The organism is Haloferax sp. Atlit-109R, from assembly GCF_003665865.1.
In the GTDB taxonomy this organism is placed as follows: domain Archaea; phylum Halobacteriota; class Halobacteria; order Halobacteriales; family Haloferacaceae; genus Haloferax; species Haloferax volcanii.
The window spans coordinates 1299854-1326354 of the sequence record NZ_QPLO01000002.1; the positions used below are offsets into that span (position 1 = coordinate 1299854).

Below are 26501 nucleotides of genomic sequence, written 5' to 3' on the forward strand. Positions count from 1 at the left end.
CGTTAGTCGTCTTGCGTCGGCGTGGGTGGTGTCTCGCTTCCCTCGGCGCGGGAAGCGTTCGGTGCGTGGTCGAGGAACTGCGCCACCGAGAAGTCCTGAAAGACGGTGTCGTCGTCGTCGGGATACACCTCGCGGCCGACGAGTCGGTTGACGAACTTCGCGTTCCGGTAGCAACCGAGGCCGAGGTCCGGGACCCCGACGCCGTGGGTGTGGACCTCGGCGTTCTGGAGGAACACGTCACCCGGCGCGTCGACCGCGAGCCGGTGGTCTTCGGTCACGCCGAACCGGCCCTGTTCGTCCCAGTCGATGGCGTCTTCCAGCGGTTCGAGGAACGCTGGAATCGGTCGCTCGTAGCCCGTCCCGAGAATCACGACCTCGCTCTCGTGGACGAACGACTCCTCGGCCTGCCACTGGTGACAGTCGAGGGCGTACGCGTCGCCGACGGCCTCGATATCTCGGACTTCGGTCATCGCAAAGAGGCCGACGTCGGGGTCGCGCCCGCCGATGGAGCGCCGGTAGAGCAGGTCGTAAATCTCGGCGCTCGTCTCCGGGTCGATGCCCTTGTACAGCAGGTCCTGATTCGGGATGAGGTCGTCTTTCACCGCCTGCGGCAGGTCGTAGACGTACCGCTCGTACTCGGGGGTGAAGTGCTGGAGGCCGAGTTTCGAGTACTCCATGGGGAAAAACCCGTCAGAGCGAGTCAGCCAATCGAGCCGGTAGCCGTGGTCGGGCTGGCGCTCCAGGAGGTCCTGAAACACCTCGGCGGCGCTCTGCCCGGACCCGACGACGGTGACCGTGTCCGCCTCCACGACGCGCTCGCGGGAACCACGATACCGCGCCGTGTGGAACACGTCTTCGGTCGGGTGTCCACGGAGGTGTTCGGGGACGTGCGGCCGGGAGCCGATGCCGAGCGCGAGGTTCTCGGCGCGGTACTCGAAGCGGTCGCCGGTGTCCGGATTCCGCGCGGTGACCGCGTACCACTCCTCGCGGTCGTCCCAGCGAACCTCGGTCACTTCGCGTTCGAACCGGCAGGCGTCGAGTCGGTCGGCCACCCACCGGAGGTAGTCGTTGTACTCCCGCCGGGGAATCTGGAACGTCTCGTAGAAGTAGAACTCGTAGACGCGGCCGGTCTCCCGCAGGTAGTTGAGGTAGCTGTGGGGGCTCGTCGGGTCGGCCAGCGTCACGAGGTCCGCGAGGAACGGCACTTCCAGCGTCGTCCCCTCGATGAGCATCCCCTCGTGCCACGCGAACTCGGCGTCCCGTTCGAGGAACGCCGCGTCCACGTCCTCGGGCGCGCCGTCGAGCAGGGCCGCCAGCCCGAGGTTGAACGGGCCGAGACCGATTCCGACCACGTCGCGGACGCGGGGCTCGCTCATCGGCCCACCTCCGCCTCCGCATTCTCGGCCACCGTGTCGAAGAACCGGTCGCGCTCGCAGTGCATCAACAGCGCCTCCTTGTCGGGGAGGTCGATGCGCCCCTGCGGCTCGTAGCCGCATCGCTCGAAGACGTGGATGACCCGCTCGTTTCGCACGTCCGGTTCGCTGACGACGCGAGTCGCGTCGGTCGCGCGGAACTGAAACGCCGTCATCGCTCGCAAGAGCGGTATCGAGTGGCCGTGTCCGAGATACTCCGGCGGCCCGATGAGCAGGTGGATGCCCCGGTCTTCGGGGGCGGCGTCGTAGCACTCTGCGACGACGTCGTCGGCCGCGCGGTACGTCTCCCAGTAGCTCATCGGCGTGTGGTCGAGCAGGCCGACGTACGGCGTGAGATGGTCGTCGGCCAACTTCTCGTCGAGTTTCGCCCGAAACGCCGGCTTCGGAAGGTCGAGTTGCCAGTACGGCTTCACGTGGTCCGAGCCGAGCCACGCGTGAAGGCGGTCGACGTCCAGCGCCGGGTCGACTTCCGCGAAGGCGATGGTCCGGTCGATGGTCTCGTCGCGGACGCGATACGCGTATTCGCGGCCGGCGTCGGCAGTCGCCGCGTTCGCGGTCGCGGTCGCCGGTGCGTCGGTCATGGCGCTGGCACCTCCAGTTCCGTGACGAGCGGGTTGTCGATGTCGGCGTACACCGACTGGTTCGCCAGCGACCCCTCCAGTTCGTCCATGTCGTGGAACCGCGTGAGCAGGTTCGCCTTGCACGGAATCGTCGGGTTGGTGAGGAGGTCGTCGAGCAGCGACGACGACGGCCGGTCGTACTCACGGAGCGATTCGAGTTCGTCGCGGAGGACGCCAAGGAGGCGTCGCTCGTCCACCAGTCCGGCCGTGCCGAAGGCGTTGACGAGGCCGAAGGCGTTGTTGATGACGACGTAGTACCGGATGCGCTCGTCGGCGACGGCGTCCGGACAGACCGTGTCGGCGCGCTCGCCGATGCCGGGCAGGAGCGCGTCCACCTCGTCGTACATCGACTCGGGGAGGTAGTAGCCCTGATTGTCGCGGTAGCGGAACGTCTCGGGGTAGCCGCCGTCGAGGGTCAGCACGCTGTTTTGCTGGTGGGCCTCGACGCCCAGCCCGCGTTCGAGATACAGCCACAGCACCGGTCGAACCGACAGTTCGAGATACTGTCTGAACCAGTCTTCTGCGACCGCCGGAGTGGCCCGTCCCTCGTGGTCGGCGATGCCCTCCACGAGCGTCGCCAGCCGCGACGACCCGTCGTCGAGGTGGTCCTGACAGAGGCCGACCACGGGCGTCGCGTTCGCCGCCGCGTTGCCGCGGAAGGGATTCTCGCGCAGGACCGTCTCGAAGCCGGACTCGCCGTCGCCGAGGTCGACCGTCAGATACGCCGGGTCGCGGACGACGTCGAACGCCGGGAACCGGGATTCGAGGTCGCCGCCGAGTTCGGTGTCCAGCAGTTCGGTGATGGCGACGCCGCGCTCCAGTTCCGGGAGCTTGTTCGTCCGCTCGGAGTTGGTGATTTTGACGTTCAGCGACCCCTTGACCATGAACGGCGCGTCCGGGGCGTACAGCGTCCGTACCGACGAGGTAGGGTAGAACTCCCGGCCGACTTGGCCGACGTATTCGAGGCCGTCGCCGAGGTGCGCTTGCACCTCGGGTTGCGAGCGGAGGTAGTCCGCCTGCCACGGGTGGACGGGAAGCAGCACCTCGTCGCCCTCGACGTGTTCGGTGACGAACGACTCGGGGACCGAGTCGTCCGCGCGGAGGGTCGACTTGACCCACTCGGCCGCCGACTCCTCGCGAGTGGAGTCCTGCGAGACGAACTCGGGGTCGGCGCTGAAGTACGCCAGCGGGAACGACCCGCGGAGTTCGGGCGCGTAGGCCCGCGACTCGTGAGCCGGGATACCCTGTCTGCTCTTGGGCGTCGGGTGGAGCGGGTGGCCGAAGACGAGCGACTGCTCGGCGTCGCGGAAGGAGGTGTCGAAGCCGTACAGTCGCTCCTCGTCGCCGCGCCGGGCCTCGACGAACCGCTCGATGTTCTGGCAGCTCTTGACGACCCGCAGGAGCAGTTCGTCGGCCGCGCCGGTGTCGTCGCGGTCGAGTCTGAGTTCGCTCGTGACGAGCGTCACGAGCACGGTGTAGTCGAGGGGGAACGTCTCGCCATCGGGAAGCCGGTAGACGCCGGGCAGGTCGAACTGGTGGCGACCCGTCGGCGACCGGTACGAAAGCGGGACGTAGAGGTCCACGCCCTGCTGAGAGAGCGGCGCGTGGACGACTACCTCGGCGTCCGCCTCGACCGGCACGTCCCCGGCTGGGACGACGGCGTAGTCCCCGGTCTCCCGGAGGTAGCAGTTCAGGAAGCTGTGTATCGTCGCTGACTCGGCTGTGTCGTTCGGATTCATGCGTGTCGGTCGTCGGTCGTCGGTTCGAGAGCGGTTCCGCGGTCCGAAATCTCGCGCAGGAGGTCTCGGAGGTCCTCGCGCGTCGTTCGGGGGTTCAGGAGCGTCAGCTTCAGACACGTCTCGCCGTCGACGGTGGTGCGGGCCACCACGGCCTCGCCGTCGTCGAGGAGGGAGTCGCGGATGGCCTCGTTCAGGTCGTCGGCGCTCGGGCCGTTGACCGGGCCGTCGGCCGGGCCGCCGCCGTCTCGTCCGTGGTCGGGGACGTACCGGAACACGACGACGTTCAGGTCGGAATCGTGGACGAGCCGCAGGTCGGGGTCGGCCTCGATGAGCCTCGCGGCGTCGGCGGCGAGGTCGATGGTGTACTCGACCATCGACGCCAGCCCCTCGCGGCCGAGCGCCTGCATCGTCACGAACGGTTTGAGCGCGTCGAATCGTCGGGTGGTCTGGACCGACTTCGAGACGAGGTTCGGCACGCCCGCGTCGTCGTCGCGCACGGGGTTCAGATAGGCCGCGTTGCGGTCGATGAGGTCGTACGCCGACGCGTCGCGGACGAGCACCGCGCCGCAGCTAATCGGTTGGTAGAACAGCTTGTGGAAGTCGACCGCGACGGAGTCCGCGGCCTCGATGCCGGCGAGCTTGTCGGCGTGGTCGTCGCTCAGGGCGAGCGCGCCGCCCCACGCGGCGTCGACGTGGTACCAGCAGTCGAGTTCGGCCGCGCGCTCGGCCAGCGGGCCTAACGGGTCGATGCTTCCGAAGTCCGTCGTTCCGGCGGTGGCGACGATTGCGAACGGGCGTTTCCCGCGCTCGCGGAGGTCCGCCACCGCCTCGTCGAACGCCGCCATCGACAGGCAGCGGTCGTCGTCGGTCGGGACGGTGACGACGGCGTTCTCACCGAGGCCGAGGTGCGAGGCCGCCTGCGTGGCGGTGAAGTGGGCGTCGGCCGAACAGAGGATGCGCAGGTCCCGCGCCTCCGGTGGCAGCCCCTCGCGCTGGACGTCGACGCCGTACTCCTCCAAAACGACCTTGTTGCGGGCGAGGAGCAGGCCGACGAAGTTCGACTGCGTGCCGCCGCTCGTGAACACGCCGTCGCCGTCCTCGTAGCCGAACAGGTCGCACAGCTTCCCGACGAACCGCCGTTCGAGCTGCGTCGCGGCGGGGCTCTGGTCCCACGAGTCCATCGATTGGTTCGTCGCCGTCAGGAGCGCTTCGGCCGCGAGCGCCGGAATCGTCGGCGGACACTGGAGGTGCGCGATGCAGGTCGGGTCGGAGACGCCGACCGAGTTTCGCAGAATCGGCTCGGTGCGGTCGAGCGCCGCGGCCACGCCGTCGCCCTCGTGGGGCAGCATCTCGAACCGGGCGAGCGCGTCGTCGACTTCTTCGGGCGTCGCCCCCGAGTACGGCGTCGCCTCCGCGGCGAACTCGTCGAGGACGAGGTCGCACGCCCGCCGCATCGCGTCGCGGTAGCGCGCCCGGTCGTCGTCGTCGCCGCTCAGGAACCACTTCGCGGCGTCCGGTCGCGGGTCGCGGCGCTCGCCGACGCCGTCGACATCGCCGACGCCGTTCATGCGGCGACCTCCCGGCGGCCGTCGGCGTCCTCGATTGCGGCCTCGACGGCGTCCGCGAAGATGCTCCCGACGGCGTCCACGTCGCTCGGACTGACGACGAGCGGCGGGAGGAACCGGACGACGCTCCCGTGGCGGCCGCCGAGTTCGACGATGAGGCCGCGGTCGAAACACGCCTCGCGGACGGCGTCAGCGAGGTCCGGATTCGCCGGGTAGCGCCCGCAGGCGTCGGATTCGCCCGCGGGGTCGACGAGTTCGACGCCGAGCATCAGCCCGCGACCGCGCACGTCTCCGACGGCGTCGTGGGCGCGCTCGGTCGCGTCGAGGTGGCCGCGGAGCCGCTCGCCCATGCGCGCGGCGTGGTCGTCGAGGTCGTGTTCGAGGACGTGTTCGATGGTGGCGATACCGGCGGCCATCGCCAGCTGGTTTCCCCGGAAGGTGCCGGCGTGCGCACCCGGCTCCCAGACGTCGAGCGACTCGTCGTAGACGACGACCGAAAGCGGGAGCGACCCGCCGATGGCTTTCGAGAGCGTGACCGCGTCGGGGACGATGTCGGCGTGCTCGAAGGCGTACAGTTCGCCGGTCCGGCCGAGGCCGGTCTGAATCTCGTCGACGACCAGCGGGATGTCGCGCTCGCGGGTCATCCGCCGAATCTCGCGGGTCCAGTCGTCGGGCGCGGGAATCGCGCCGCCCTCGCCCTGCACGAGTTCGACCACCATCCCCGCGGGCTCGGTGATGCCGCTTTCGGGGTCGTCGAGGGTGCGCTCGACGTACCGGGCGGCGAGTTCGTGGCACTCGTCGCCGCCGACGCCGAACGGACACCGATACTCGTACGGATACGGAAGGTGGTGTACGTCGGGCATCAGACCGGGCACGTCCTCCTTCGGGTCGGTGTCGCCCATCAGGCTCAGCGCGCCGTTGGTCATGCCGTGGTAGCCGCCCTGAAACCCGAGAACGCTCCGGTTGCCCGTCGCGGTTTTGACGAGTTTGAGCGCGGCCTCGACGGCGTCGGTCCCGGCGGGGCTACAAAACTGCACCCGCGCGCTGTCAGCGAACTCGTCGGGGAGGCTGTCGAACAGCGTGTCGACGAACCGCTCCTTGACGGGCGTCGTGATGTCGAGGGTGTGGAGCGGGCGGTCCTCCGCGAGGACGCGTTCCATCGCCTCGACCACTCTCGGGTGGTTGTGTCCGAGCGCGAGCGTGCCGGCCCCCGCGAGGCAGTCGTAGTACTCCTCGCCGTCCATGTCGGTGACGGTGACGCCCGAGGCCTCCCGTATCGCGTGCGGGAGGTGTCGGGGATAGGTCCGCGCGCTCGACTCGCGGGCGGCCTGCTGTTCGAGCAACGCCTCGTTGCCGGCTGCCGGGTCGGTCATCGCGCTTCCCTCCGTTGATTCGTCGTCAGTCTATCGCTGTCGAACATGCGTGTTTTAGGCCGGCCTAAAAACACAAAAGGTTTACTGCAATCTAATTTTTAGTAAAAATTTCGGGACAGCGCAACCGCTCGTCGGCCGCGACGACCGACTCGCGGCGACCGGTCCTACGGTCCAGTTGGGTGCTCTTCCGACGGACGGAGTCGGTGGTCGGTCGCGTTCCGGGGTCCGCCCCGCCCCACCCCGCCCCGTCGCGGACTCACCTCGCTTTCGCTCGGCGGAACACCTCCATGAGCGGGAGTTCTCCCTCGACGAACCACGCTGCGGTGACCGCCGGGGACACGCCCATACCTTGGCTCACTGCCATATTTTTTAGGCTAGCCTAAAATATGATAAGCGTTCTGGCGGGACGCGCCGCTCGACGGGTGGGCGAAGAGAGAAAGCGGGGCCGCGAACCCGGGGCGAGTTACAGGTTCCCGTTGGCGATGTCCGCGACGCGCTGGGCGTCGAACAGGCGCTCGTCGGCGTCGTACAGGGTCCGCGCGAGGCGGTCCGTCACGACGAGGTTCGTGATGGGGCCCTGATAGAGCGCGCCGGCGCGGTAGACGTCGCCGTTCTGGACGGCGGTGAGTTCGCCCGCCACCTCGTGGTTTTCCATGAACGAGACCACGGTGTTCTGGAACTCCTCGCGTGTCTTGGCCTCCTGTCCGCGCACGAGGAGCACTTCGGGGTCGACCTCAAGCAGCGTCTCGAAGTCGACCGCGCCGCGGTTGCTGTAGAAGTCCCGCACCTCGGTCGTCGCGAGCGCGTCGTTGACTTTCAGGTCGTTGAGATGCTTGAAGCTCGTCCCCTCGTCGATGACGTAGGGGTAGAACTCCTCTGGCTCGTCGCCGCCGGCCCAGACGACCGCGGCCGAGGGTCGCTCGCCCTGCGCGGGGACGACCGGCGCGAGGTTCGACTGGAACTCCTCGTGGACCTGTTCGAACGCCTCGAAGCGGTCCTCGCGCTGGAACACCTGCGCGAACTTCTCGAACGCCTCGTAGAGGGTGTAGTAGCGGTAGTCCTCGTGCCACGCGTAGCCGCGCGAGAAGATGCTGTTGCCGAAGAACGGCCCGACCTGCGTGCTGATTTCCTCGATGTCGGCCTCGCTCCACTGGCCGCGGTTCAGGAGGAAGTTCGGGTCGGCGATGTGCACGTCCGCGTTCAGCTCGTAGAACTGCTCTTTGCCGACGCCGCTGTCTCCCCACAGCTGGCGGATGGACGACTTGTCGACGCTCACGTCCGGAATCTCGTCGTAGTACTGCGTGTGGTACCGGCCGGGGAGCCAAACGCCCATCGGCGCGTCGAGCCCGAGCGCGACGCCCATGTCGGCCCAACTGCCGTTGTTCGCAATCCACGCCTCCGGGACCGAGTCGAACGTGACCTCGCCGACCGGCTCTATCGACACCGAGTAGGACTCCGCTGCCTCGGTCGTCGTCTCTGTCTCGGTTTCGGTCTCCGTCGCCGCCTCGGTCGTCGCGGCCGTGGTCGTCTCGGGCTCGGACGCCGTCGTCGTCGTCTCCGACCCGCTCCCGCCGGTACAGCCGGCGAGCAGGCCGCCTGCGATGACCGCGCCGCCGTACTGGAGGTACTCGCGCCGCGTCGATTCCCGTCCGCTTTGTCCGTCGTTTGCCATGTCTTTTAGGCCTCCCTAAATGGTTAAAACGTCTTCGGAATTTAGGCGAGCCTAACTACCTTCGCGCGGGGCGGGGGAAGGAGGCGGCTCAGTCCGCCGCGTCGACGGGCGCTCTGACAGCGAGCACCGAGAGGTCCGAGTACGGCGTCGAGTCGGGGCCGCTCCCGCCGGCCGAATCGCGCAGGCCGCCGAGCGTGGTCCGGGTGATTCGCTCGTCGTCGTGGGTCAGTCGTTCGAGCACGAGCGCGTCCAGCGACTCGTCCGCGCCCGAATCGAGGAGGAACCCGGCGATGTCGCCCGGCATCCAGTCGAACGGTCGCGGCAGGACGAGCAGGTGGCGCTCGCCGGCCGCCTCGGCCAATCGGTCGAGGTCGGCGTCGAGCGACCCGCTTTTGTGGAGCGTGACGAACCGCGTGTCCTCCATCGGCGTCCGGGCGCGACTCGCGGCTATCTGGAGCGACGAGATGCCCGGAATCACCCGCACCGGCCGGTCGACGGCCCGCTGGACCCTCCCGAGGAACTGGTAGCCCGAGTGGTTCGGGTCGCCCATGAGCACCGCCGTCCCCCGGTCGCCGGCCGCGACGCGCCGCCCGAACTCGGCCAGCGCGTCGGCCTCGTCGGCGTAGCCGCAGGTGAGCAGGTCGGCGTCGGTCTCGTCGGCGACGAAGTCGACGACCGTCTCGAAGCCGACGACCACGTCGGCCTCTCGAATCGCCCGCCGCCCGCGGGGCGTCAGATACTCAAGATTCCCGGGGCCGACGCCGACCGCGTACACCGGCGCGGCGGCGTCCTCGGTACCGTCGGCGTCCTCGCCGCCCCCGTCGGTTTCGTCGATGCTCGGTTCGGGCGCGGCCGCGGCGAACGCCGCCGGGTCAGGTCCCGAATCGAGGTCGTACGGGTCGCTCTCGTCCTCACTCATGATTTGCGAGGTCTACGTCGCCGTTTCGCACGTCGCTGGCGACGTGAATCAGCTCGTTCGTGAGCGCGGCCGCGAGGCCGCTCCCGCCTCGTTTCCCGACGTTCGTCACCGCGGGCACGCCGTACTCGTCGGCTACGTCGCGGACGCGCTTCCTGCTTTCTTCGGCCTTCACGAAGCCGACGGGCGTCGCCACGACGGCCGCCGGTCGGGTTCCGTTCTCGATGCAGTCGCAGAGCGCCAACGCGGCGGTCGGCGCGTTGCCGACGACCGCGATTGCGCCGTCGTAGACGCCCTCCTTGTCGAGTTCGAGCACCGCGGCCGCGGTCCGGGTCATGCCCGTTTCGGCGGCGAGTTCGGCTCCGTTGCCGATTGCCTTCCGCACCTGGCAGTCGTGGCCGCGGCCGGTGATGCCAGCTTTCGCCATCGTGATGTCGGTCACGATGGGGCGCTCGTCGAGGACGGCCCTCGCGCCCGCGACGACCGGGTCGTTCTGGCACCGGATGAGGTGCTGGAACTCGATGTCGCCGGTCGAGTGGACCGCCTTCTGTCGGAGTCGGTCGTTAAGCGTCTCGTCGGGGACGAACGTCCGGACGATGTCCATGCTCGTCTCCGCGATGTCCATCGCTTCCTGCGTCGTCGCGCCGAGGTCGGCGTAGGCGTCTCGTTCAGTCATTGGATTGGGTCTGCGTCATCGCGTTCGTCGTGTTCGATTCGAGGTCGCCTTCGACGGAGAGGTTGATGTCCTGCAACCGCTCTCGCACGTCGTCGTCGGCGTCCCACAGGTCGCGGTCGATGGCTTCGAGGAACGTCGCGGTGATGCTTTCGAGCGCCCACGGGTTCACGTCGCGCAGCCACTCCTGTCGGTCCTCGTCGAAGGCGTAGGCGTCCGCGAGGTTCTCCCAGAGGGTGTCGCTGACGACGCCCGTTGTCGCGTCCCAACCGAGTGCCACGTCGACCGTGGTCGAGAGGTCGCCCGCGCCCTTGTAGCCGTGTTCCTCCATGCTGTCGAGCCAGTCGGGGTTGAGGACGCGCGCCCGCATCGCCTTGCGGACTTTCTCCTCGTTCGTGTAGACGCTGACGTTGTCGGGGTCGCTGGAGTCACCGACGTACGACGCCGGGTCGCTCCCGGAAATCTCACCGACCGCGGAGACGAACCCGCCGTGGAAGGCGTACCAGTCGGAGGAGTCGAACTCGTCCTGTTCGGCGGTGTCCTCGATTTTCACGGTCGCCTCGACCCCGCTCAAGCGGCGCTCGAAGGCGTCGTGGGCCTCGGTCACCTTGCCGCGACTCCCGAGGGCGTAGCCGCCCCACTGGACGAACACGTCCGCGAGGTCGCTCCGGTCGTCCCACTCGCCCTCGTCGACGGCCTTGTTCGTCCCCGCGCCGTAGCCGCCGGGCGTCGTCGTGAACACGCGGTGTTTGGCCAGTCTCTCGGCCTCGTCGGCGTCCACGCCCTCCGATTCGAACTCGGCGGCGTCCTCCTCGACGTGCTTTTTCACGTAGTTCAGCTCGTGGGGTTCGTCGAGTTCGACCACCGCGTCGACGGCGTCGTTGACGACGCTCGCGGCCTGCGGGAACGCGTCGCGGAACAGCCCCGAGACGCGGGTCGTCACGTCGATTCGCGGCCGGTCGAGTTCGTCCAGCGGAATCGGCTCCACGTCGTCGACGCGGCCCGCGTCGGTCCACACCGGTTCGACGCCCATGAACGCGAGCACCTGCGCGATGGTCTCGCCGCGGGTCCGGACCGTCGGCGTCCCCCACGCGACGACCCCGAACTCCTCGGGGTACTCGCCGTGGTCGTCGTAGTGGCGGTCGAGGACGCCCTCGGCGACGCGCTCGCCGACGCTCCACGCCGGCTTGGCCGGGACTTTCCGCGGGTCGAGCGTGTAGAAGTTCCGCCCGGTCGGCAGCAGGTCCACCCCGCCGCGGGTCGGCGCGCCGGAGCCACCGGGGCGGACGTACTCGCCGTCGAGGGCGTCGGCGGTCTGCGGAATCTCGGCTTCCGCGGCCGCGACTCGCGGGGCTGCCTCGTCGCAGATGAACGCCAGCACCTCGCGGAGGTCGTCGTGCGCGCCGCGCTTGGCCCGCGCGTCGCCGAGTTGGTCGATATCGACCACGAGCAGGTTCATGTTCACCTCGTCGTCGGGGCCGGCGTCGACCTCCGACTCGGGCACGTCGAAGTCGCGTTCCGCGAGTGCGGAGACCAGTTCGACGCACTGGTCGTAGACGCGGTCTGCGGCCTCCGAGAGATACATCCCGAGGTCGTCGTCGTACGTCCCCGGCTCGTCCCGCATCCGGTCGTAGTCGACGCCCATGACGCCCGCGACGCTCTCGCGGAGACTCGGCGTGTCCGCGTTCGGGAGGCGGGTGAGCGCGACGAGGTACTCCACGAGTCGGTCGTTTGCGGGCGGTTCGCCCATCGTGTGGAGGCCCATCCGAATCTGCGTCGTCTTCACGTCGGTCAGGTACTCGTGGACGCGCTCGACGAGTTCGTCGAACTCGACTTCGGCCTCGTCGGAGCCGACATCGCCGTCCGCGCCGCGGATGGCCTCGGCGTCGTCGAACCCGAGTTCGACCGCGAGGTCGAGGTCGTCGACCGCGTCGACGAGGAGTTCGCGGAGTTGGTCGCCGCGCTCGGGGCGGGCCTCGTCCATGCCGGCCTCGCGGTACTCGCGGGCGAGTTCTTCGAGGTCCGCGAGGTCGTCGTAGGTTCCCGCGGTGCGCATGACCGGCGTGAGGTAGTCCACGATGGCCGCGTACGACCGGCGCTTGGCCTGCGTCCCCTCGCCGGGGTTGTTGATGATGTACGGGTAGACGTTCGGGAGGTCCGAAACCAGTTGGTCCGGCGCGCTCTCGCCGTTCAGCCCGACGGTCTTGCCGGGGAGCCATTCGAGGCTGCCGTGGGTGCCGAGGTGGACCACGGCGTCGGCCTCGAACGACTCGCGGAGCCACGCGTAGAACGCCACGTAGTCGTGCGGCGGCTGGAGGTCCGAATCGTGGTACACCTTCGAGGGGTCCATCCCGAAGCCGCGCGGGGGCTGGACGGTCACGAGGACGTTCTCGAACTCGACGCCCGGAATCGCAAACGGTCGCTCCGGCGGGTCGCCCCACTCCTCGACGACGTTGTCGCGGAAGCGGTCGTCGGCGTCTTCGAACCAGTCGGCGTACTGGTCGGGAGCCACCACGTCGACGCTCAGGTCCCGCACGTCCTCGGGGGCGACCCAGCGGTCGTCCAGCGTCAACTGCGAGGTGAGGTCGTCGATGAGCGCCTGCCCGTCCGCGGGGAGGTCACCGACGGCGTAGCCCCGCTCCCGGAGTTCGGACAGGAGGTTGACCGTGCTCTCGGGGCTGTCCATCCCGAAGGCGGTCCCGATGCCGTCGTCGCTCGGCGGGTAGTTGTGGAGGACGACCGCGACGTTCTTCTCGTCGTTCGGGAGGTGGCGGAGCCGCGCCCAGTTGACCGCGAGGCGGGCGACGTGGTCGACGCGGTCCTCGATGGGGAAGTGCTGTTTCGGCGCGCTCCCGACGCCCGCCTCGTCTTCCATCCGCTCTTTCCCGCTTATCGGGTGGGTGATGACGTTGCCGTCGAACTCGGGGAGCGCGACCGACAGCGCGAGTTCGAAGCCCATCACGCCCGTGTCGCTCGACTCGTAGCGGCTCCGAGAGCGCATGGTCGTGATGGCCTGCAACACGGGGACGCCGAGTTCGGTGAGGAACACGTCTTCGGCGGCCGACCCCTCGTCGTCGGCGTCGCGGCCCCGCTCGCTCATCGACAGCGAGAACATGAAGGAGCTGACGACGGCGTCGACGACGGGGCCGTCGTCGTCCGAAAACCAGTTCCGGGCGACCCACTCGGCGTTCTCCTGTCCGGCCTCGTCGGTCGCGGGGTTGCAGAACGCCGGGAGGACGTTCGCGCCGAGCGATTCGAGGCGCTCCACGAGCGCGTCCACGTACCGGGTGTTCGCGTGCGTCCAGTGGGACTCGTAGAACCAGACGCCGATGGTCGGCTTGTCCGGGTCGTGCGTGTCGAGCAGTTCGTCGTACTCGACGCCGGGGTAGTCGGGGTGGTAGACGCCCTCTGTCGGGAGTTCGACAGGGTCGTCGACCTCGGTCTCGACGCCGGCGTACTCGGCGGCGAGGAACCGACAGAGGTTCTCGACGTTCACCGCGCCGCCGCGGTCGAGGTACTCGCAGACGCGCTCGCGGTCCGCGTCGGCGACGGTCGTGTCCCGGCGAGCGAAGGCGTCGCCCGTGGCCTTGACGACGAGCGGCACGCCCGCCGATTCGAGTCGTTCGACCGCGTGGTCGTAGCCGGGCATGCTGTCTTCGGCCCCGTGGAGCCAGAAGACGGCCGCCGTCGTCGACTCCAACTCGTCGACGAAGGCGTCCGCGTCGCTCACGTCGTCCAAGTCGCTCGCGGAGCGGACGACGAGGTCGATTCCGTCGAGTCGGCGCGCGGCCCGCTGGACCGCGCCCAACTCGTTTTCGGTCGCTGTGTACAGTCCGATTGTCGGTGTCATTGATAAAGTGTTATTGTCTTACTGCAACTACGTTTTCGTATTCGATGACGACTCAGACGCTTCCGTTCTCGGCTATCGTCGGGCAAGACGAACTGAAACGGGCGTTGTTGGCGGTCGGAGCCAACGACAACCTCGACGGCCTGCTCGTCCGCGGCGAGAAGGGCACCGCGAAGTCGACCGCGGTCCGCGCGCTTTCGGACCTCCTGCCCGAACAGGCGGTCGTCGCGGACTGTCCGTACGGCTGCCCGCCGGACCCGGACGACCCGGCCCGCCAGTGCGACTCGTGTCGGGCCCGCGACGACCCCGCGGTCGAACGCCGGTCGGTCCCGCTCGTGACGCTCCCGCTCGGCGCGACCCGCGACCGGGTCGCGGGCACGCTCTCCGTCGCCGACGCGCTGGACGGCGAGGCGTCGTTCGACCCCGGGCTCTTGGCCCGCGCGAACCGCGGCATCCTCTACGTGGACGAGGTGAATCTCCTCGACGACCACCTCGTCGACCTGCTCTTGGACGCGGCCGCGAGCGGCGTCAACCGCGTCGAGCGCGACGGGATGAGCGTCGAACACCCCGCCGAGTTCACGCTCGTCGGGACGATGAACCCCGAGGAGGGCGACCTCCGCCCTCAGCTCCGGGACCGCTTCGCCCTCCAGGCGACCGTCGTCGGCAGCCGCGACATCGACGACCGCGTGGAGATTATCGACCGGGCGCTGGCGGGCGGCGACGACCCGGCGACGGCCGGCGACGCCCACCGCGAGGAGACCGCGGCGCTCGAAACCGCGCTCCGCGAGGCGACGGCCCGCCTCGACTCGGTCGCCCTCCCGACCGAGTTCAAGCGCGATATCGCCGAACTCTGCGTCGACGCCGGCGTCGAGGGCCACCGCGCCGACATCGCCATCGCCCGCGCGGCCCGCACCCTCGCGGCGCTCGACGGTCGGACGAAGGTGCTCGAAAGCGACGTGCGGGAAGCGGCCGCCCTCGCGCTCCCGCATCGACTTCAGAGCCGCCCGTTCGACGACGACCCGGACGTCGACGACGTGCTCGACGACCACTTCGACGAGGACGAAGACCGGGACGACGACGGGGGCGGCGACGCTAACGACGGGGACGGTGAGGGTGACGATGCGGGCGATGCCGACGACGGCGGGAGTGACGACGGCGACGCCAGCGACGGCGAGGAACGCGCCGAGGGAGGCGACAGCGACGCCGACGCCGACGATTCCGACGGCGACGCCCCCGGCGCGGCTCCCGACTCTGACGCCGGGGACGACGACGCCGGGGATGACGACCGAGGCGGCGAGGTCGGCGGAGCCGACGAGCGCGGACCCGAAGACGGTGGTTCGGAAGGCGAAAATTCCGAAGACGGCGATACCGACGACTCCGGCGACGACCCCGACGAGGCCACGCCGCTTCTCCCCGGTCAGAACCGGGCCGCGGTTGGCGACGCCGACCGGCCGCCGGTCGAGGACGCGGGCCTCGACGCGGAGACGCCGGGTGACGGCAGCCGCGCCGCGGTTCGGGAGTCGCGTCAGGGTCGAGGCTCGCGGGTACGAACCGAACCGGCGACCGAGACCGACGACATCGACGTGCCGGCGTCGGTCCGGGCCGCCGCCTCGGCCGGCCGGTCCCGCGTCACCCGGTCGGACCTCAGAACCGCGGTCTCCCGCGGGTCGGCCGCGACGCTCGTCGTGTTCGTCGTGGACGCGAGCGCGTCGATGCGCGCCGCGATGCGGCAGGCGAAGGGAACCGTGCTGTCGCTCCTCGAAGACGCCTACGAGCAACGCGACGAGGTCGCGTTCGTCGCCGTCGCGGGCGACGAGGCCGAGGTGTTGCTCCCGCCGACCGACAGCGTGACGCTGGCGGCGCGGCACCTGAAGGAGCTTCCGACGGGCGACCGGACGCCGCTTCCCTCCGGGTTGGACGCCGCTCGCCGGGTCATCGACCGCTCGGACGCCGACGCCGCGCTCGTCGTCGTCGTCACCGACGGCCGGGTTACCGTCGCGGACGGCAGCCCCACCGGACAGACCCGGTCGGCGGCGCGGAGCCTCGCCACCGCCGACGCGTCGGTCGTCGTCGTCGACGCCGGCGACGACGGCATCGGCGTGACCGACATCCTCGTCTCCGAGACGGACGCGCGGCGCATCCCGCTTTCCGACCTGTCGGCCGAGCGGGTCGCTGAGGCCGAGCGCTTCGCGGACGGGCAGTAGCGGGGTATCGCTCGTCTCGTGTCGCATGGTTTCTTCTATCGAATCGGTCGCGTGCGGAGTCGGTAGGCTCCGCGCGTGACGCCCTCGTCGTGGTACTCGACCGGCTCTTCGACCACCGCGAGGACGCCCCCACCCGCGGCGACCGCGGTCGGGATTCCGGGGAGGTCGTCGGTCCGGACGTGCCCCGCCGTCGCACCGAACGTGTGGACGCCGTGGCGGTCGGCCTCTCGCTCCCGGAAGTGCTGGGCGGACGGCACGAAGACCCGCGAGCCGGCCGCGACGGCGGCGCGCGCGAACCCGCCGGTGTCGCGGGTCCACAGGCGCTCGCCCCCATCGACGGAGACGCCGACCGCGGTGTGTTCGTCGGGATGTCGCGCGTCCGGGTCGCGGGTCGACTCCGCGAACGTGTTCCCCGTGACGAAGGCGGCGGTTTCGCCGGCGACGCAGACGTGGGTCGGATAGGCGTAGACGGTCTCGTCGCCGACGCGCCGCTCGGTGGCGAGGTCGAGTCGCCACCGCTCGCTCCCCTCGAAATCGAGGAGGTAGCCGCGTTTGTCGCCGTGGCTGGCGACGGCCAGCGCGTCGCCCGCGAACGCCACGTCCCCGACCCGCCGGTCGCCGTCGGTGCCGGGGTCCCACGACGCGACTCGCCCTCCGGTGTGGGCGTCGAGGAGCACGAGACCGTCCTGTTCGGGGTTCGGACAGCGGTTGTACGCGACGGCGACGCGGTCCCCCTCGGCGGCGACCGCGATGGGCGAGGCGTGGACGCGTCTGCGCCACGCGACCCGGCCGTCGCGGCCGAACCCGAGGACGACGCTCCGCCAGACTCGCTCGTCGCCGTCGCGTTCGTACCGTCGGGCGGCGACGACGACTCTGTCGCCCGTCACCGCGAGGTCGACGACGTAGGGTCGGAAGAACAGCGAGTCTCTCGCCGCGGTGCCAACGTCGTCGGTCGTCGCGTACGTCCAGCGCGCGTCGCCCGTCTCGGCGTCGAGGACGCGAACGAGTCCGTCGCCGCCGCGCTCGCCGACGACGAGGAAGTCGTCGGCGGCGGCCATCGACACGACGGGGTTGTCGCCGCGCGCCTCCCAGCGGTCGTCGGTGTCGGATGCGGAGTCGGCAGCGGCTTCCAGCGCGACGACGCGGCCGGCCGCGGTTCCGACGAAGACGGCGTCGTCGGTCGCGGCGACCGCCGAGCGCGTCCAGTTGTGGCGACTGCTCGCGGGGTCGACTTCACCGAGGTCGCGGCGGGCCGAGAGTGGAGCCGATGGCATCGGTTCAGTCCTCGACGGGGAAGGCGTCGTGAAGCGTGTGGTGGGCCTCTCCGAGGTCGTCGAGCAGCGCGTCCGTGCCCTCGCGGAGACGGCGAAGCGACCGTTCGGCGTCGCGGACGGCGACGAGTCGGCCGCGGAGGTAGCCGGCCTGCGGGTCGTCGTCGTCGATTCGCGTCGCCTCCGATTCGAGGTCGACGAGCGCGGCGTCGAGATGTCGCTGGGCCTCGTCGAGCGTGGTCGCGTTCGCGAGCGCCTGAATCGGGCCGGGGTCGGCGTCGCCGAGGTAGTCTTCGAGTTCGGCTTCGGCGTGTCGCTTCGCGTGTTCGTCGGTCGTTCCGGTGATGTTCAACAGCGCCAGTCGGAGCGCTTCGAGTTCTGCGCAGGCCATGATTAGAGTGATTGGTGGACGAGGTTCGAGACGATGCGGTCCCGTTCGAGGTGGGACGAGACGATGCGGTCGGTGTCGTCGGGCGTCACGCCGCCGTACCAGACGCTGTCGGGGTAGACGGCGACGATTGGGCCGTCGCCGCACTGGCCGAGACACGAACTCCGGGAGACGTGTACGTCGCAGTCGTCGGCGTCGCGCACGCCCTGTCTGAGTTGTTCGAGGACGGTCGCCGCGCCGCTCGCGGCGCAGGTCTGGTTCGTGCAGACCGCGACGTGCTTCTCGGGGGCGTCGTGGACGTGCGGGTCGTCGTCAACGTCGCTCCGGTCGGCGTGTTCCGCCTGGTGGACGAGCGAGCGAAGCATCGCGCGAGCGCCGCCCTCGTCGTCCTCGTAGCCGGCGAGTTCGACCTTGTACTTGCAGGTGTCGCACGACATCTCGACGCTCCCCGACCGCGCCTCTTGATAGCGGTCGGCCAGCGTCTCGACCACCCGGGCGTCGGTGCCGAGCGGTCCCGACGCGCCGGCGTCGACGTAGGGGTACTCCTCGTCGAACGTCTCGGCGGTGTCCACGATTCGTTCCGTCAGCACGCCGTCACCGAGCATGTACGGGAGGACGACGACGGCGTCCGGGCGGTCCTTGGCGACGGTGTGAAGCGTCTCCTCAAGCCGGGGCGTCGTGACGCCGATGAACGCCGATTCGACGCGGGTGAACTCGCGGCCCTCGTACAGCAGGCGCGCCAGTTTGTGCACGTCGCCGTTCGAGTCGGGGTCGCTCGACCCGCGGGCGCAGAGCACGACCGCCACGTCGTTGTCCTCGCGGTCGACGCCGAGGTCGGATTCGACCGCCCGCGCCCGCTCGTCCAACAGGTCCACGAGCGAGGGATGGATGCCGAGATGTGAGCCGAACCTGAACTCGGTGTCGTCGTGGGTCGCGCGGGCCCGCTGGACCGCCAGCGGCACGTCGTTTTTGACGTGGCTGGCGGCGAAAAGCGAGAGGGGAACGACGGTCATCGTCCGGCAGGTCGGAGCCATCGTCTCGATTGCGTCGTCTATCGACGGCTCGGCGAGTTCGATGTACGCCGCGTCCACCGGGACCGACAGTTTGGACTCCAACTTCGCGGCGAGGGTCCGCACCTGCTCGTTCGACTCCTCGCGGCGCGAGCCGTGGCCGACGAGGAGCACCGCGTCGTCGTCGAGCGCCGGGTCGGGTCGTTCGAGGCTCATGCGTTCTCCGCCTCTTCGAGGCTACGGACGAGCTTTCGACGCCGCGTCGGCGCGAACAGGTTCGTCTCGTCGCTCCCCTCGTAGACCCACTCACCGAAGCCGGCGGCCGCGTCGTCGTCGATGCCGAACCAGTAGCCGCCAGAGGAGGTCTCGCCAATCTCGCCGGTCGGCGCGTCAACGGGGCAGGCGTCGAGCAGTCGGTCAACGGTTTCGAGGAGCGCCCGGTCGTCGTGGACGAACGAGATGCCGACCGTCCCCGACGAGGATTTGAAACAGACCGTCCCGCAGGATTCGAGCAGTCCGCGGAGGAGCTGTTTTCGCCGGGCGTCGAACACGTCGAAGCGGTAGCCGCCGGCGTCGCCGCCGACGGGGAGGCCGAACGCGGCGCTCGCGCTTCGCACCACGTCGCCGTCGACCGTCACGCGGTACTCGTCTTTGACGCGGGTGACGGCGGTGTTGTGGGCGTACTCTCGCGCCGTCTCCCGGCGGTCGATGTCGCCGCCGCCGGCGATGACCGCGAGGCGGTTCGCGCAGGTCTCGTCGCCCGTCGAGACGGTGAACTGCGCTCGTTCGATTTGGCCGCCGCCGGCGACGTGGCCCCAGAAGTAGGCCGTCTCGGGCGCGCTTTCGAGGAGGTCGTCCGCGGGGGCGACGCCGGCGTTCGCGTCGCTCACGCGTCCACCTCCCGGACCGAAATCGCGCCCGGCGGGCAGGCTCGGGCCGCGAGCGTCGCGTCGTCGTCCGACTCCGCGTCGCCTTCGAGGACGGCGACGACGCGCCCGCCCGTCTGCTCGACGCGCACGACGCCGGCCGCGTCGGGGTCGATTGTGGCGAGTCCGTCGTCGTCCTCGACGAACCGCCCGTCGCGGGCGAGACAGGCGAAGATGCCGTCGCAGGCGTCTCGGTCGATTTCGATTTCGAACATCTCAGTACTCGTACTTCTGCTCGTAGCCCCGCGGGGTCACCATCCGGTCGTCCCAGACGTACGTCTCCTCGTTGCCGACGAGCAGCGTCGTCGTCATGTCCACGAGGTCGGTCTCACCGAGGTCGGGCAGGTCACCGAGGTCGACGATTTCGACCTCCTCGTCGTCGCGGCCCGCGCCGTGGACGATGCCGACCGGCGTGTCTGGCGCGCGGTGTTCGAGGAGAATCTCGCAGCACTTCTCGTAGTTCGACCGGCGCTTGCGGCTCCACGGGTTGTAGATGGCGATGGTGAAGCCCTCCTTGGCGGCCGCGTGGAGGCGCGACTCGATGGTCGGCATCGAGGTCAGGTGGTCCGAGAGGCTGATGGTCACTGTGTCGTTGACGAGCGGCGCGCCCAACCGTGCCGCGCAGGACTGCGCCGCCGGGACGCCCGCGACCACGTCGAAGTCGACCATGCTCGCGGTCGCGCCCTTCGATTCGAGGATTTCGAGCGCGAGTCCGGCCAGCGCGTAGACGTTGGGGTCGCCGCTGCCGACGATGGCCACGTCGTTGCCGGCGAGCGCCCGGTCGACCGCCTCCTCGGTCCGGGAGACCTCGCCGCACATCGGCGTCGAGTAGATGTCCTCTGCGCCCTCGACGACGTCGTCGGGGAGGAGTTCGATGTAGGTCGTGTAGCCGACGATGTGGTCGGCCTCGCGGAGCGTGTCTTTCGCCAGCGTCGTCATCTCGCTCGCGCGGCCGGGACCGAGGCCGACGGCGACGAGTTGCCCCGGCTCGCCGTCGAAGTCCTCGATGGTCGCTTCGACCTTCTCCGCGGTCTGTTCCTTCTTCGACCCGCCCGAACTGCCGCCGCATTTCGAAGATGACTCGCCATCGGACTTCGAGGAGGATGCGCCGCACTTCGAGGTCGTGTCCGACTCGGCCTCCGTCTTCGTCCCGCCGCACTTCGATTCCGATTCCGATTCCGATTCAGTCGATTCAGTCGATTCGGTCGTCGCACCGCCGCAGTTCGATTCGGTTGTCGTGTCTGAGTCGCTCATGGGTTAGAAGTCGTCGACGTCGCGCCCGCCGCGGGGCGTGACGAGGTACGTTTGGTAGTCGTTGCTCCAGGGTTCGGTCTCGTGGGTGCCGATGAGAATCGAGGTTCCCATCCCGCCCACGTCGTCGTCGTGGGCCTTCGCGTCGCCGAGGGTCGTCACCGAGAACGTCTCGTCGTCCAGATTCCGGCCGGCCTCGCCGCGGCCGGCGTCGTTGAAGATGCCGACCGGCACGTCGTCGGCCCGCTCCTCGCGGACCACGTCGATGGCGCGTTCGTAGTTGCGCCAGCAGTTGTACAGGACGATGACGAAGCCGCTGATGGCGGCTGCGCGCAGTTTCTCCTCGATTTCGTCCCAGCCGCGCCACTTGTCGGACAGCGAGACCGTACAGAAGTCGTTCGACAGCGGCGCGCCCATCATGGCCGCGCCGCCGAGCGCCGCGGTGACGCCGGGGACGATTTCGATTGGCACGTCGGTCGCCTCGTCGCCTTTCGCCATCGTGAACACGAGGTCGGACTTCCCGTAGACGTTGGGGTCGCCGCCGGAGACGTGGACCACGTCCTCGCCGTCGCGGACGCGCTCGAACGCCTCGCGGGTCAGTTCGACCTGCTGTCCCATCGACGAGCGGACGACCTCCGGCCCGTCGTCGCTCCCCTCGGGCGGGAGGGTTCCGTCGTCGCGGAGGAACTCCTGATAGAGGTTCGAGGCGACCACGCAGTCCGAGGTGGAAATGAGTTCCTTCGCCCGCTTCGTCATGTGGTCCGGGAGACCGGGCCCGATGCCGACGACGTAGAGGGTCCCGTAGTCGTCGGGGACCTCGTCGCGGTCGTCGGCCGCCGGTTCAGTCGCTGACTCGGTCGCCGGTTCGGTCGGCTCGCGACCGTCGTTCATCGTCCCACCGCCACGGTCACGGCGTCGTCGTAGCGCCGCTTTTCGACGACGAGTTCGTGGTCGCGGCCGCCGGCGATGGCGCTCGCCTCGGCGATGCCGGGCCAGCCGATGAGTTCCTTCGACCGCGAGGGGGTCGGCCCTTCGAACTCGGTCAGCGTCTCCTTTTCGAAGTAGACGACGCCCGCGCCGATTTCCTCGGCCGCGTCGAGCATCCCCGGTTCGTCCGCCTTTCGCGTGCCGGTCGCGACGAAGTCGATGTCGTCCCAGTCGTAGTCGGCGTCGTCGAGCGCTTGCTCCCACGCCGTCAGGAACTGCGCTTTCTTCGCGCCGGAGACGCTCCCGGTTCCGAGGACGACGCCGTCGCCGCCGTTGCGCTTCAGGACCGTCACGTCGTCGTCGACGAGGACCGCCTTCGGGCCGTCGAGTCGGGCGACGGGACCGAGTTCGTCGTTGAGGACGGCGAGGTTCGTCGCCACGGTCGAATCGCCGTTGACGACGTGGGAGTCGAGCGCCTTCGCCTTGCTCTCGACGCCCTGTTTGCCCGCGGCCTCAGAGGCGGTCGTCATCGCCGGGACGGCCCCGAGCTTCGAGAGGTCGTGGGCGACCTGATTCGCGCCGTGGTGGCCGCCGGTGAGCGGAATCGCCCACGTCAGTTCCTCGTCGACGACGACGACCGCCGGGTCCTCCCACTTGTCGTCGAGGAGGCCGGCGGTCTTCCGCATGGCGATGCCGCTGGCCATGAGGCCGACGAAGCAGTCGTACTCGCCCCAGTGGTCGGCGAACACGTCGCCGTGGTAGGTGAGGACGTCTATCCGGTCGTAGTCGTCCGCGAGGTCGCGCTTGATTTCCTCGGCCGTGTCGAGCTTTCGTTCGAAGCTGACGATGGCGATTTCGTCGGCAACCTCGCCGTCGCTGTCTGGCGTTTGACAGTGGCCGCTTCCGGAGTCGGTGTCCGAGTTGGTGTCTGTGTCACTCATTGTCTGGCTCCTGTGTTTCGGTGTCGGGTTCGTCGTTCGGTGCGTCGCCGCCGCGGGCCCAGTCGCCGTAGAGGAACGACCGCTCGTACGCCGAGCCGTTCACCGCCTCGCCGATGATGACGAGCGCCGAGGCGCGGTAGCCCGCGTCTTCGACCCGCTCGCCGATGGTCTCGATGGTGCCCTCGATGACGTCTTCGTCCGGCCACGAGGCGTGGTAGACGACCGCGACGGGCGTGTCTGGGTCGTGGCCCTCGTCCAGCAGGCGGTCCATCGTCTCCGAGACGGCGTGGGTGCCGAGGTAGATACAGACCGTGGTGTCACCGAAGCCGACGAAGTCGCTGATGTGGTCCTCTTCGGCCGAGAGCGTCCGGCCCCGCGGCCGGGTGAAGACGACGTGATTCGAGACCTCGTTGAGCGTCAACTGGGTGCGGAGCGTCGCGCTCGCGGCGAACGCCGAGGTGACGCCGGGAACGAGGTAGCTCGGCACGCCAGCCTCGGCCAGCGCGTCCATCTGCTCCAAGGCGGCCCCGTAAATCGCCGGGTCGCCGCTGTGGAGTCTGACGACGGTTCGGCCCGACTCGTAGGCGTCGGCCATCAGCGGAATCAGCTCTTCGAGGTCCTTGCCGACGCTGTTGACCCGCTCGGCGTCGGCGCAGAACTCGTCCAACAGTTCGCTGTTGACGAGCGACCCCGCGTGCACCACGAGGTCGGCGTCCTCGACGAGTTTCCGCCCGGCGACGGTGAGCAAGTCCGGGTCGCCCGGGCCCGCGCCGACGAAGGGGATTCCCTCCTCGTCGGTGAAGCCGGTGTCCGCCTCGCCGTCCGCGCTCACGCCGACCCCCCCGATTCGACGCCGTCGAACTCGGCGGTCGCCACGTCGCGCTCGACGCCCTCGCGCTCGGCGTAGGCCAGCGTGTAGTAGTCGCGCTCCGCGAGTTCGTCGGGGTCGTCGGTGACGACCGTCTCGCCCTGCTCCATGAACAGGCGGCGGCCGAAGCGAACGTCGTAGCCCGCTTCGGTCAGCTTCTCGTGGGTCGCCGGCGCGTCGGTGACCTTGAACAGCACCATGCGGTCGGGGCCGGTCGGCGCGGCACCGTTGGCGGCCTCGCGGAGCGCCAGCCCGGTTCCGGATTCGATTTCGACGCCGAGCGCGGTCGTGAAGGCCGTCATCGCGCTCACGCCGGGGACGACTTCGAGGTCGATGTCGGGGTGGAACGCGTCGAGGGTGCGGCGGAGGTGGCCGAACGTCGAGTAGACGTTGGGGTCGCCGAGGGTCACGAACGCCACGTCCTCGGAGTCGGCGCGGGCGGCCACCTCGGCGGCGGCCTCCTTCCACGCGCGGCGGAGTTCGTCGGGGTCGCGCGTCATCGGGAAGTCGAGGTCACCGATGCGCTCCTCGGGGACGTGGTTCAGCGCGACCGTCCGCGAGAGGCGGCCGGGCGAGTAAACCACCGCCGCCGATTCGAGCAGGCGTTTCCCCTTGACCGTCACGAGGTCGGCCTCGCCCGGGCCGAGACCGATGCCGTAGACGGTCATAGCCCCTCCGCGTCGCGTCGGCCGACGACGACGTACACCGGGTTGTTCGACCGGAAACTCGTCGCGCCGGCGAGTTCGTAGCCGTGGCTCACCTGCATCTGGACGACCGCCGAGAGCAGGCCGCGCTCGCGGAACGCCTCGATGGCGTCGCCGGCGGGTTCGACCCGCGAGACGTTCATGACGATTCGGTCGACGCCGGTCTCGACGGCGTGGTCCAACACGGCTTCGAAGTTCCGACTGCCGCCGACGAACATCGCGTCGGCGTCGGCCGGGAGACCGTCGGGAGCCTCCGCCTCGCGGAGCGTCACGTCGGCGTCGTAGTCGTTCGCCGCGAGGTTCTTCCGCGTCACGTCCAGTCGGTCCGGCTTGCGCTCGACGGCGGTCACGCGCTCGACCCGCCGGGCCGCCTCGATGGTGACCGAGCCGGTACAGGAGCCGACGTCGACGAAGTGGTCCGTCGGCCGCAAGCCGAGTTTATCGAGCGTGACCGCTCTTACCTCCGGTTTCGTGGGTCCCGCCTTGGCGTCGTGCGGGAGCGTTACCTGTGACATTCGACTCGACAATCCCGGCGCGGTTTGAAAACAATTGTGCTTGTTGTACCACAAACTGGGTTTCATAAAATCCGCTCCCGAGTTATTAAATCGAGATTGCTGAAACACAATCTCGCTTGTTCTCGAAAGTTTTACAACTGTGCTTGGTTTTCATCAATCCGAGTTTACCATGGCTACGGCGAACACCGTCAACGGTCGCATCGAACGCGCACGAACGGAACTGACCCCCGCGCAGATGGCTGCCGGTTCCCTCTTTATCGTCGCGCTGGGCTTTACGCTCCTGTTCGTGCAGGACCCGCTCGTCCACGACTCGCTGCACAACTTCCGCCACGCGGCCGGCATCGCCTGCCACTGACGATGTTCGGGGAGTACCTGACGCGGGGAGTGAAGGCGGGGGTCGTCGCCGGACTGGTGTTCGGACTGTTCATGGCCGTCGTCGCCAACCCGCTCGTCGGCTACGCGGACGACCTGAACCACGCGACAGTCGAGGAGAGCGGACATACTCACGAGGCCGAAAGCGCCCACAGTCACGAGGCCGAGGGCGCTCACAGCCACGAGTCCGGTGACTCCCACGCCGGCGAGAGCGGCGGCCATCACGACACCGCGGTGTCGATGGCGGTCACGAAAGCCGTGAGCGTCGCGGCCGGCGGCCTGTGGGGCGTCGTGCTCGGCGGCGCGTTCTTCGGGGTCGCCTTTTTCTTCCTCGAACCGGCGATTCCCGGACCCGACGCCGCGAAGAGCTATCTGATGGGATTCGCGGGGTTCGTCACCGTTTCGGGCGCGCCGTGGTTGGTGCTCCCGCCGGTCGCGCCGGGGGCGGAACAGTCGCTCTCGACGGCGACGCGGCTCCCGCTCTACGCCGGGATGATGCTCGCCGGGGCGCTCGCCTGCCTCTCGGCCGGCTACGTCTACACCCGCCTGCGCGAGTCGCGGGGCCTCGGTGCGGCTCTCGTCGGCGCGGCCGTCCCGTTCGGCCTGCTCGCGGTGCTGGCCGTCGTCGCCCCCGAAAACGCGGTTCGCGGGGCGCTGTCGCCGGCGCTCGAAACCGGGCTCACCGGCCTGTTCGCGTTCGGACAGGTCCTCCTGTGGCTGGTCCTCGCGGCGGCGCACGCGCGGTTCCGGCCGTCGAGTGAGTCCGAGTCCGAACCGGGGATTCCGACCGCCGGCCGGGACTCGGCTCCCGCGGCCGACTGATGCGCGACCGAACCGACGAGGTCCGCGAGCACGGCTTTACGGACCACGTGTTGGTCTGTACGAACGGCCGCGAGTCCGAGTACGCCGACTGCGCCGAGGCCGACGGCCCGGCGGTGTACGACGCGGTGATCTCGTGGTTGCGCGACCGTGGCGTCTTCTGGTCGCGGGTCCACGTTGCAGAAACGAGCTGTCTCGGCCTCTGTAGTGCGGACGGGGCCGCGGTCGCCATCCACCCCCGAAACCGGTGGTACTCGGACGTTCGCCCGGACGACGTGCCGGCGCTGTTGGCCGAGGAGTTCGGTCCCGACGCGTCGAACCTCGGCGTTCGACCCCGCGACTGACCGTCCCGGGGACGACCGTCGGTGTCTGCGCCGCGCCGTTCTCACCGCCTCTTGTCGTTCCCTCCCCGACGCGGGCGGGGTTGAACGCAGAACAATAATATCGGTGCACACCTGATTACGGTC

24 protein-coding genes are annotated in these 26501 nt (G+C 69.2%); 4 read left to right on the forward strand and 20 right to left on the reverse strand.

All coding sequences use genetic code 11. The features are described 5' to 3' along the window. Nucleotides 1–2 precede the first annotated feature (2 nt). The 9 genes from DVK03_RS15045 to cobN form a co-directional block, all read right to left on the reverse strand. Complete coding sequence (locus DVK03_RS15045) at nt 3–1376, reverse strand: lysine N(6)-hydroxylase/L-ornithine N(5)-oxygenase family protein (protein WP_115803586.1); 1374 nt, start codon at nt 1374–1376, stop codon at nt 3–5. After that, nucleotides 1373–2014, reverse strand: a complete 642-nt coding sequence (locus DVK03_RS15050) for a GNAT family N-acetyltransferase (protein WP_115803585.1) — start codon at nt 2012–2014, stop codon at nt 1373–1375. Before DVK03_RS15050 ends, DVK03_RS15045 begins: the two co-directional genes overlap by 4 nt. Next, on the reverse strand, nt 2011–3792 hold the full coding sequence (locus tag DVK03_RS15055; protein ID WP_115803584.1) for an IucA/IucC family siderophore biosynthesis protein: 1782 nt from the start codon (nt 3790–3792) through the stop codon (nt 2011–2013). The genes DVK03_RS15050 and DVK03_RS15055 overlap by 4 nt, the downstream gene beginning before the upstream one ends. Then, nucleotides 3789–5360 (reverse strand): aspartate aminotransferase family protein, encoded by a 1572-nt coding sequence (locus DVK03_RS15060; RefSeq protein ID WP_115803583.1) that lies wholly within the window; start codon nt 5358–5360, stop codon nt 3789–3791. Before DVK03_RS15060 ends, DVK03_RS15055 begins: the two co-directional genes overlap by 4 nt. Next, the gene (locus tag DVK03_RS15065; RefSeq protein WP_115803582.1) at nt 5357–6730 is read right to left on the reverse strand and encodes a diaminobutyrate--2-oxoglutarate transaminase; all 1374 of its coding nucleotides are present in this window, start codon (nt 6728–6730) and stop codon (nt 5357–5359) included. The genes DVK03_RS15060 and DVK03_RS15065 overlap by 4 nt, the downstream gene beginning before the upstream one ends. Before the next feature lie 463 nt (nt 6731–7193). After that, nucleotides 7194–8402 carry an ABC transporter substrate-binding protein gene (locus tag DVK03_RS15070; protein ID WP_008605878.1) on the reverse strand — a complete coding sequence of 403 codons (1209 nt, stop codon included), beginning with the start codon at nt 8400–8402 and terminating at the stop codon, nt 7194–7196. A gap of 88 nt (nt 8403–8490) precedes the next feature. After that, nucleotides 8491–9321, reverse strand: coding sequence for a cobalt-precorrin-7 (C(5))-methyltransferase (locus DVK03_RS15075; protein WP_115803581.1), 831 nt, complete (start codon nt 9319–9321; stop codon nt 8491–8493). Then, nucleotides 9314–9994, reverse strand: a complete 681-nt coding sequence (locus tag DVK03_RS15080) for a precorrin-8X methylmutase (RefSeq protein WP_115803580.1) — start codon at nt 9992–9994, stop codon at nt 9314–9316. The genes DVK03_RS15075 and DVK03_RS15080 overlap by 8 nt, the downstream gene beginning before the upstream one ends. Further along, nucleotides 9987–13841, reverse strand: a complete 3855-nt coding sequence (gene cobN, locus DVK03_RS15085; RefSeq protein WP_115803579.1) for a cobaltochelatase subunit CobN — start codon at nt 13839–13841, stop codon at nt 9987–9989. Before cobN ends, DVK03_RS15080 begins: the two co-directional genes overlap by 8 nt. Before the next feature lie 44 nt (nt 13842–13885). On the opposite strand from cobN, the gene DVK03_RS15090 reads away from it, so the two are divergent. Continuing rightward, entirely contained in the window at nt 13886–16042 is a 2157-nt protein-coding gene (locus tag DVK03_RS15090; RefSeq protein WP_115803578.1) for a VWA domain-containing protein, read from the forward strand. 35 nt (nt 16043–16077) lie between these two features. On the opposite strand, the gene DVK03_RS15095 is transcribed toward DVK03_RS15090, so the two are convergent. The 11 genes from DVK03_RS15095 to cbiT are packed head-to-tail and all read right to left on the reverse strand — an operon-like array spanning nt 16078 to nt 24843. Next, a complete protein-coding gene (locus DVK03_RS15095) occupies nt 16078–17316 on the reverse strand; it encodes a PQQ-binding-like beta-propeller repeat protein (RefSeq protein WP_115803577.1) in 1239 nt (412 codons plus the stop codon). Between the two features lie 4 nt (nt 17317–17320). After that, nucleotides 17321–17704, reverse strand: coding sequence for a DUF3209 family protein (locus DVK03_RS15100; protein WP_004041101.1), 384 nt, complete (start codon nt 17702–17704; stop codon nt 17321–17323). A 2-nt stretch (nt 17705–17706) separates the two neighbouring features. Continuing rightward, nucleotides 17707–18927 carry a CbiX/SirB N-terminal domain-containing protein gene (locus DVK03_RS15105; protein ID WP_004572755.1) on the reverse strand — a complete coding sequence of 407 codons (1221 nt, stop codon included), beginning with the start codon at nt 18925–18927 and terminating at the stop codon, nt 17707–17709. Then, nucleotides 18924–19601, reverse strand: coding sequence for a cobalamin biosynthesis protein (locus DVK03_RS15110; RefSeq protein ID WP_115803576.1), 678 nt, complete (start codon nt 19599–19601; stop codon nt 18924–18926). The genes DVK03_RS15105 and DVK03_RS15110 overlap by 4 nt, the downstream gene beginning before the upstream one ends. Then, nucleotides 19598–19852 (reverse strand): ferredoxin, encoded by a 255-nt coding sequence (locus tag DVK03_RS15115; protein ID WP_004572753.1) that lies wholly within the window; start codon nt 19850–19852, stop codon nt 19598–19600. Before DVK03_RS15115 ends, DVK03_RS15110 begins: the two co-directional genes overlap by 4 nt. 1 nt (nt 19853) lies before the next feature. Continuing rightward, the gene (gene cobJ, locus DVK03_RS15120; protein WP_115803575.1) at nt 19854–20891 is read right to left on the reverse strand and encodes a precorrin-3B C(17)-methyltransferase; all 1038 of its coding nucleotides are present in this window, start codon (nt 20889–20891) and stop codon (nt 19854–19856) included. A gap of 3 nt (nt 20892–20894) precedes the next feature. Next, nucleotides 20895–21779: a precorrin-3B C(17)-methyltransferase gene (locus tag DVK03_RS15125; RefSeq protein WP_115803574.1), complete on the reverse strand. Its 885-nt coding sequence runs from the start codon at nt 21777–21779 to the stop codon at nt 20895–20897. Next, a complete protein-coding gene (gene cbiG, locus DVK03_RS15130) occupies nt 21776–22756 on the reverse strand; it encodes a cobalt-precorrin 5A hydrolase (RefSeq protein ID WP_115803573.1) in 981 nt (326 codons plus the stop codon). The genes DVK03_RS15125 and cbiG overlap by 4 nt, the downstream gene beginning before the upstream one ends. After that, on the reverse strand, nt 22749–23588 hold the full coding sequence (gene cobM, locus DVK03_RS15135) for a precorrin-4 C(11)-methyltransferase (RefSeq protein WP_004041094.1): 840 nt from the start codon (nt 23586–23588) through the stop codon (nt 22749–22751). The genes cbiG and cobM overlap by 8 nt, the downstream gene beginning before the upstream one ends. Next, nucleotides 23585–24292 carry a cobalt-factor II C(20)-methyltransferase gene (locus DVK03_RS15140; protein ID WP_006600012.1) on the reverse strand — a complete coding sequence of 236 codons (708 nt, stop codon included), beginning with the start codon at nt 24290–24292 and terminating at the stop codon, nt 23585–23587. The genes cobM and DVK03_RS15140 overlap by 4 nt, the downstream gene beginning before the upstream one ends. Next, nucleotides 24289–24843 carry a precorrin-6Y C5,15-methyltransferase (decarboxylating) subunit CbiT gene (gene cbiT, locus DVK03_RS15145; protein WP_004061742.1) on the reverse strand — a complete coding sequence of 185 codons (555 nt, stop codon included), beginning with the start codon at nt 24841–24843 and terminating at the stop codon, nt 24289–24291. Before cbiT ends, DVK03_RS15140 begins: the two co-directional genes overlap by 4 nt. A gap of 169 nt (nt 24844–25012) precedes the next feature. Here cbiT and DVK03_RS15150 point away from each other — a divergent pair, with 169 nt between their 5' ends. The 3 genes from DVK03_RS15150 to DVK03_RS15160 are packed head-to-tail and all read left to right on the forward strand — an operon-like array spanning nt 25013 to nt 26378. Beyond that, on the forward strand, nt 25013–25198 hold the full coding sequence (locus DVK03_RS15150; RefSeq protein ID WP_004041091.1) for a CbtB domain-containing protein: 186 nt from the start codon (nt 25013–25015) through the stop codon (nt 25196–25198). Nucleotides 25199–25200: 2 nt separating this feature from the next. Continuing rightward, a complete protein-coding gene (locus tag DVK03_RS15155; RefSeq protein ID WP_004041090.1) occupies nt 25201–26037 on the forward strand; it encodes a CbtA family protein in 837 nt (278 codons plus the stop codon). Next, nucleotides 26037–26378 carry a ferredoxin gene (locus DVK03_RS15160; RefSeq protein WP_115803572.1) on the forward strand — a complete coding sequence of 114 codons (342 nt, stop codon included), beginning with the start codon at nt 26037–26039 and terminating at the stop codon, nt 26376–26378. Before DVK03_RS15155 ends, DVK03_RS15160 begins: the two co-directional genes overlap by 1 nt. Nucleotides 26379–26501 lie beyond the last annotated feature (123 nt).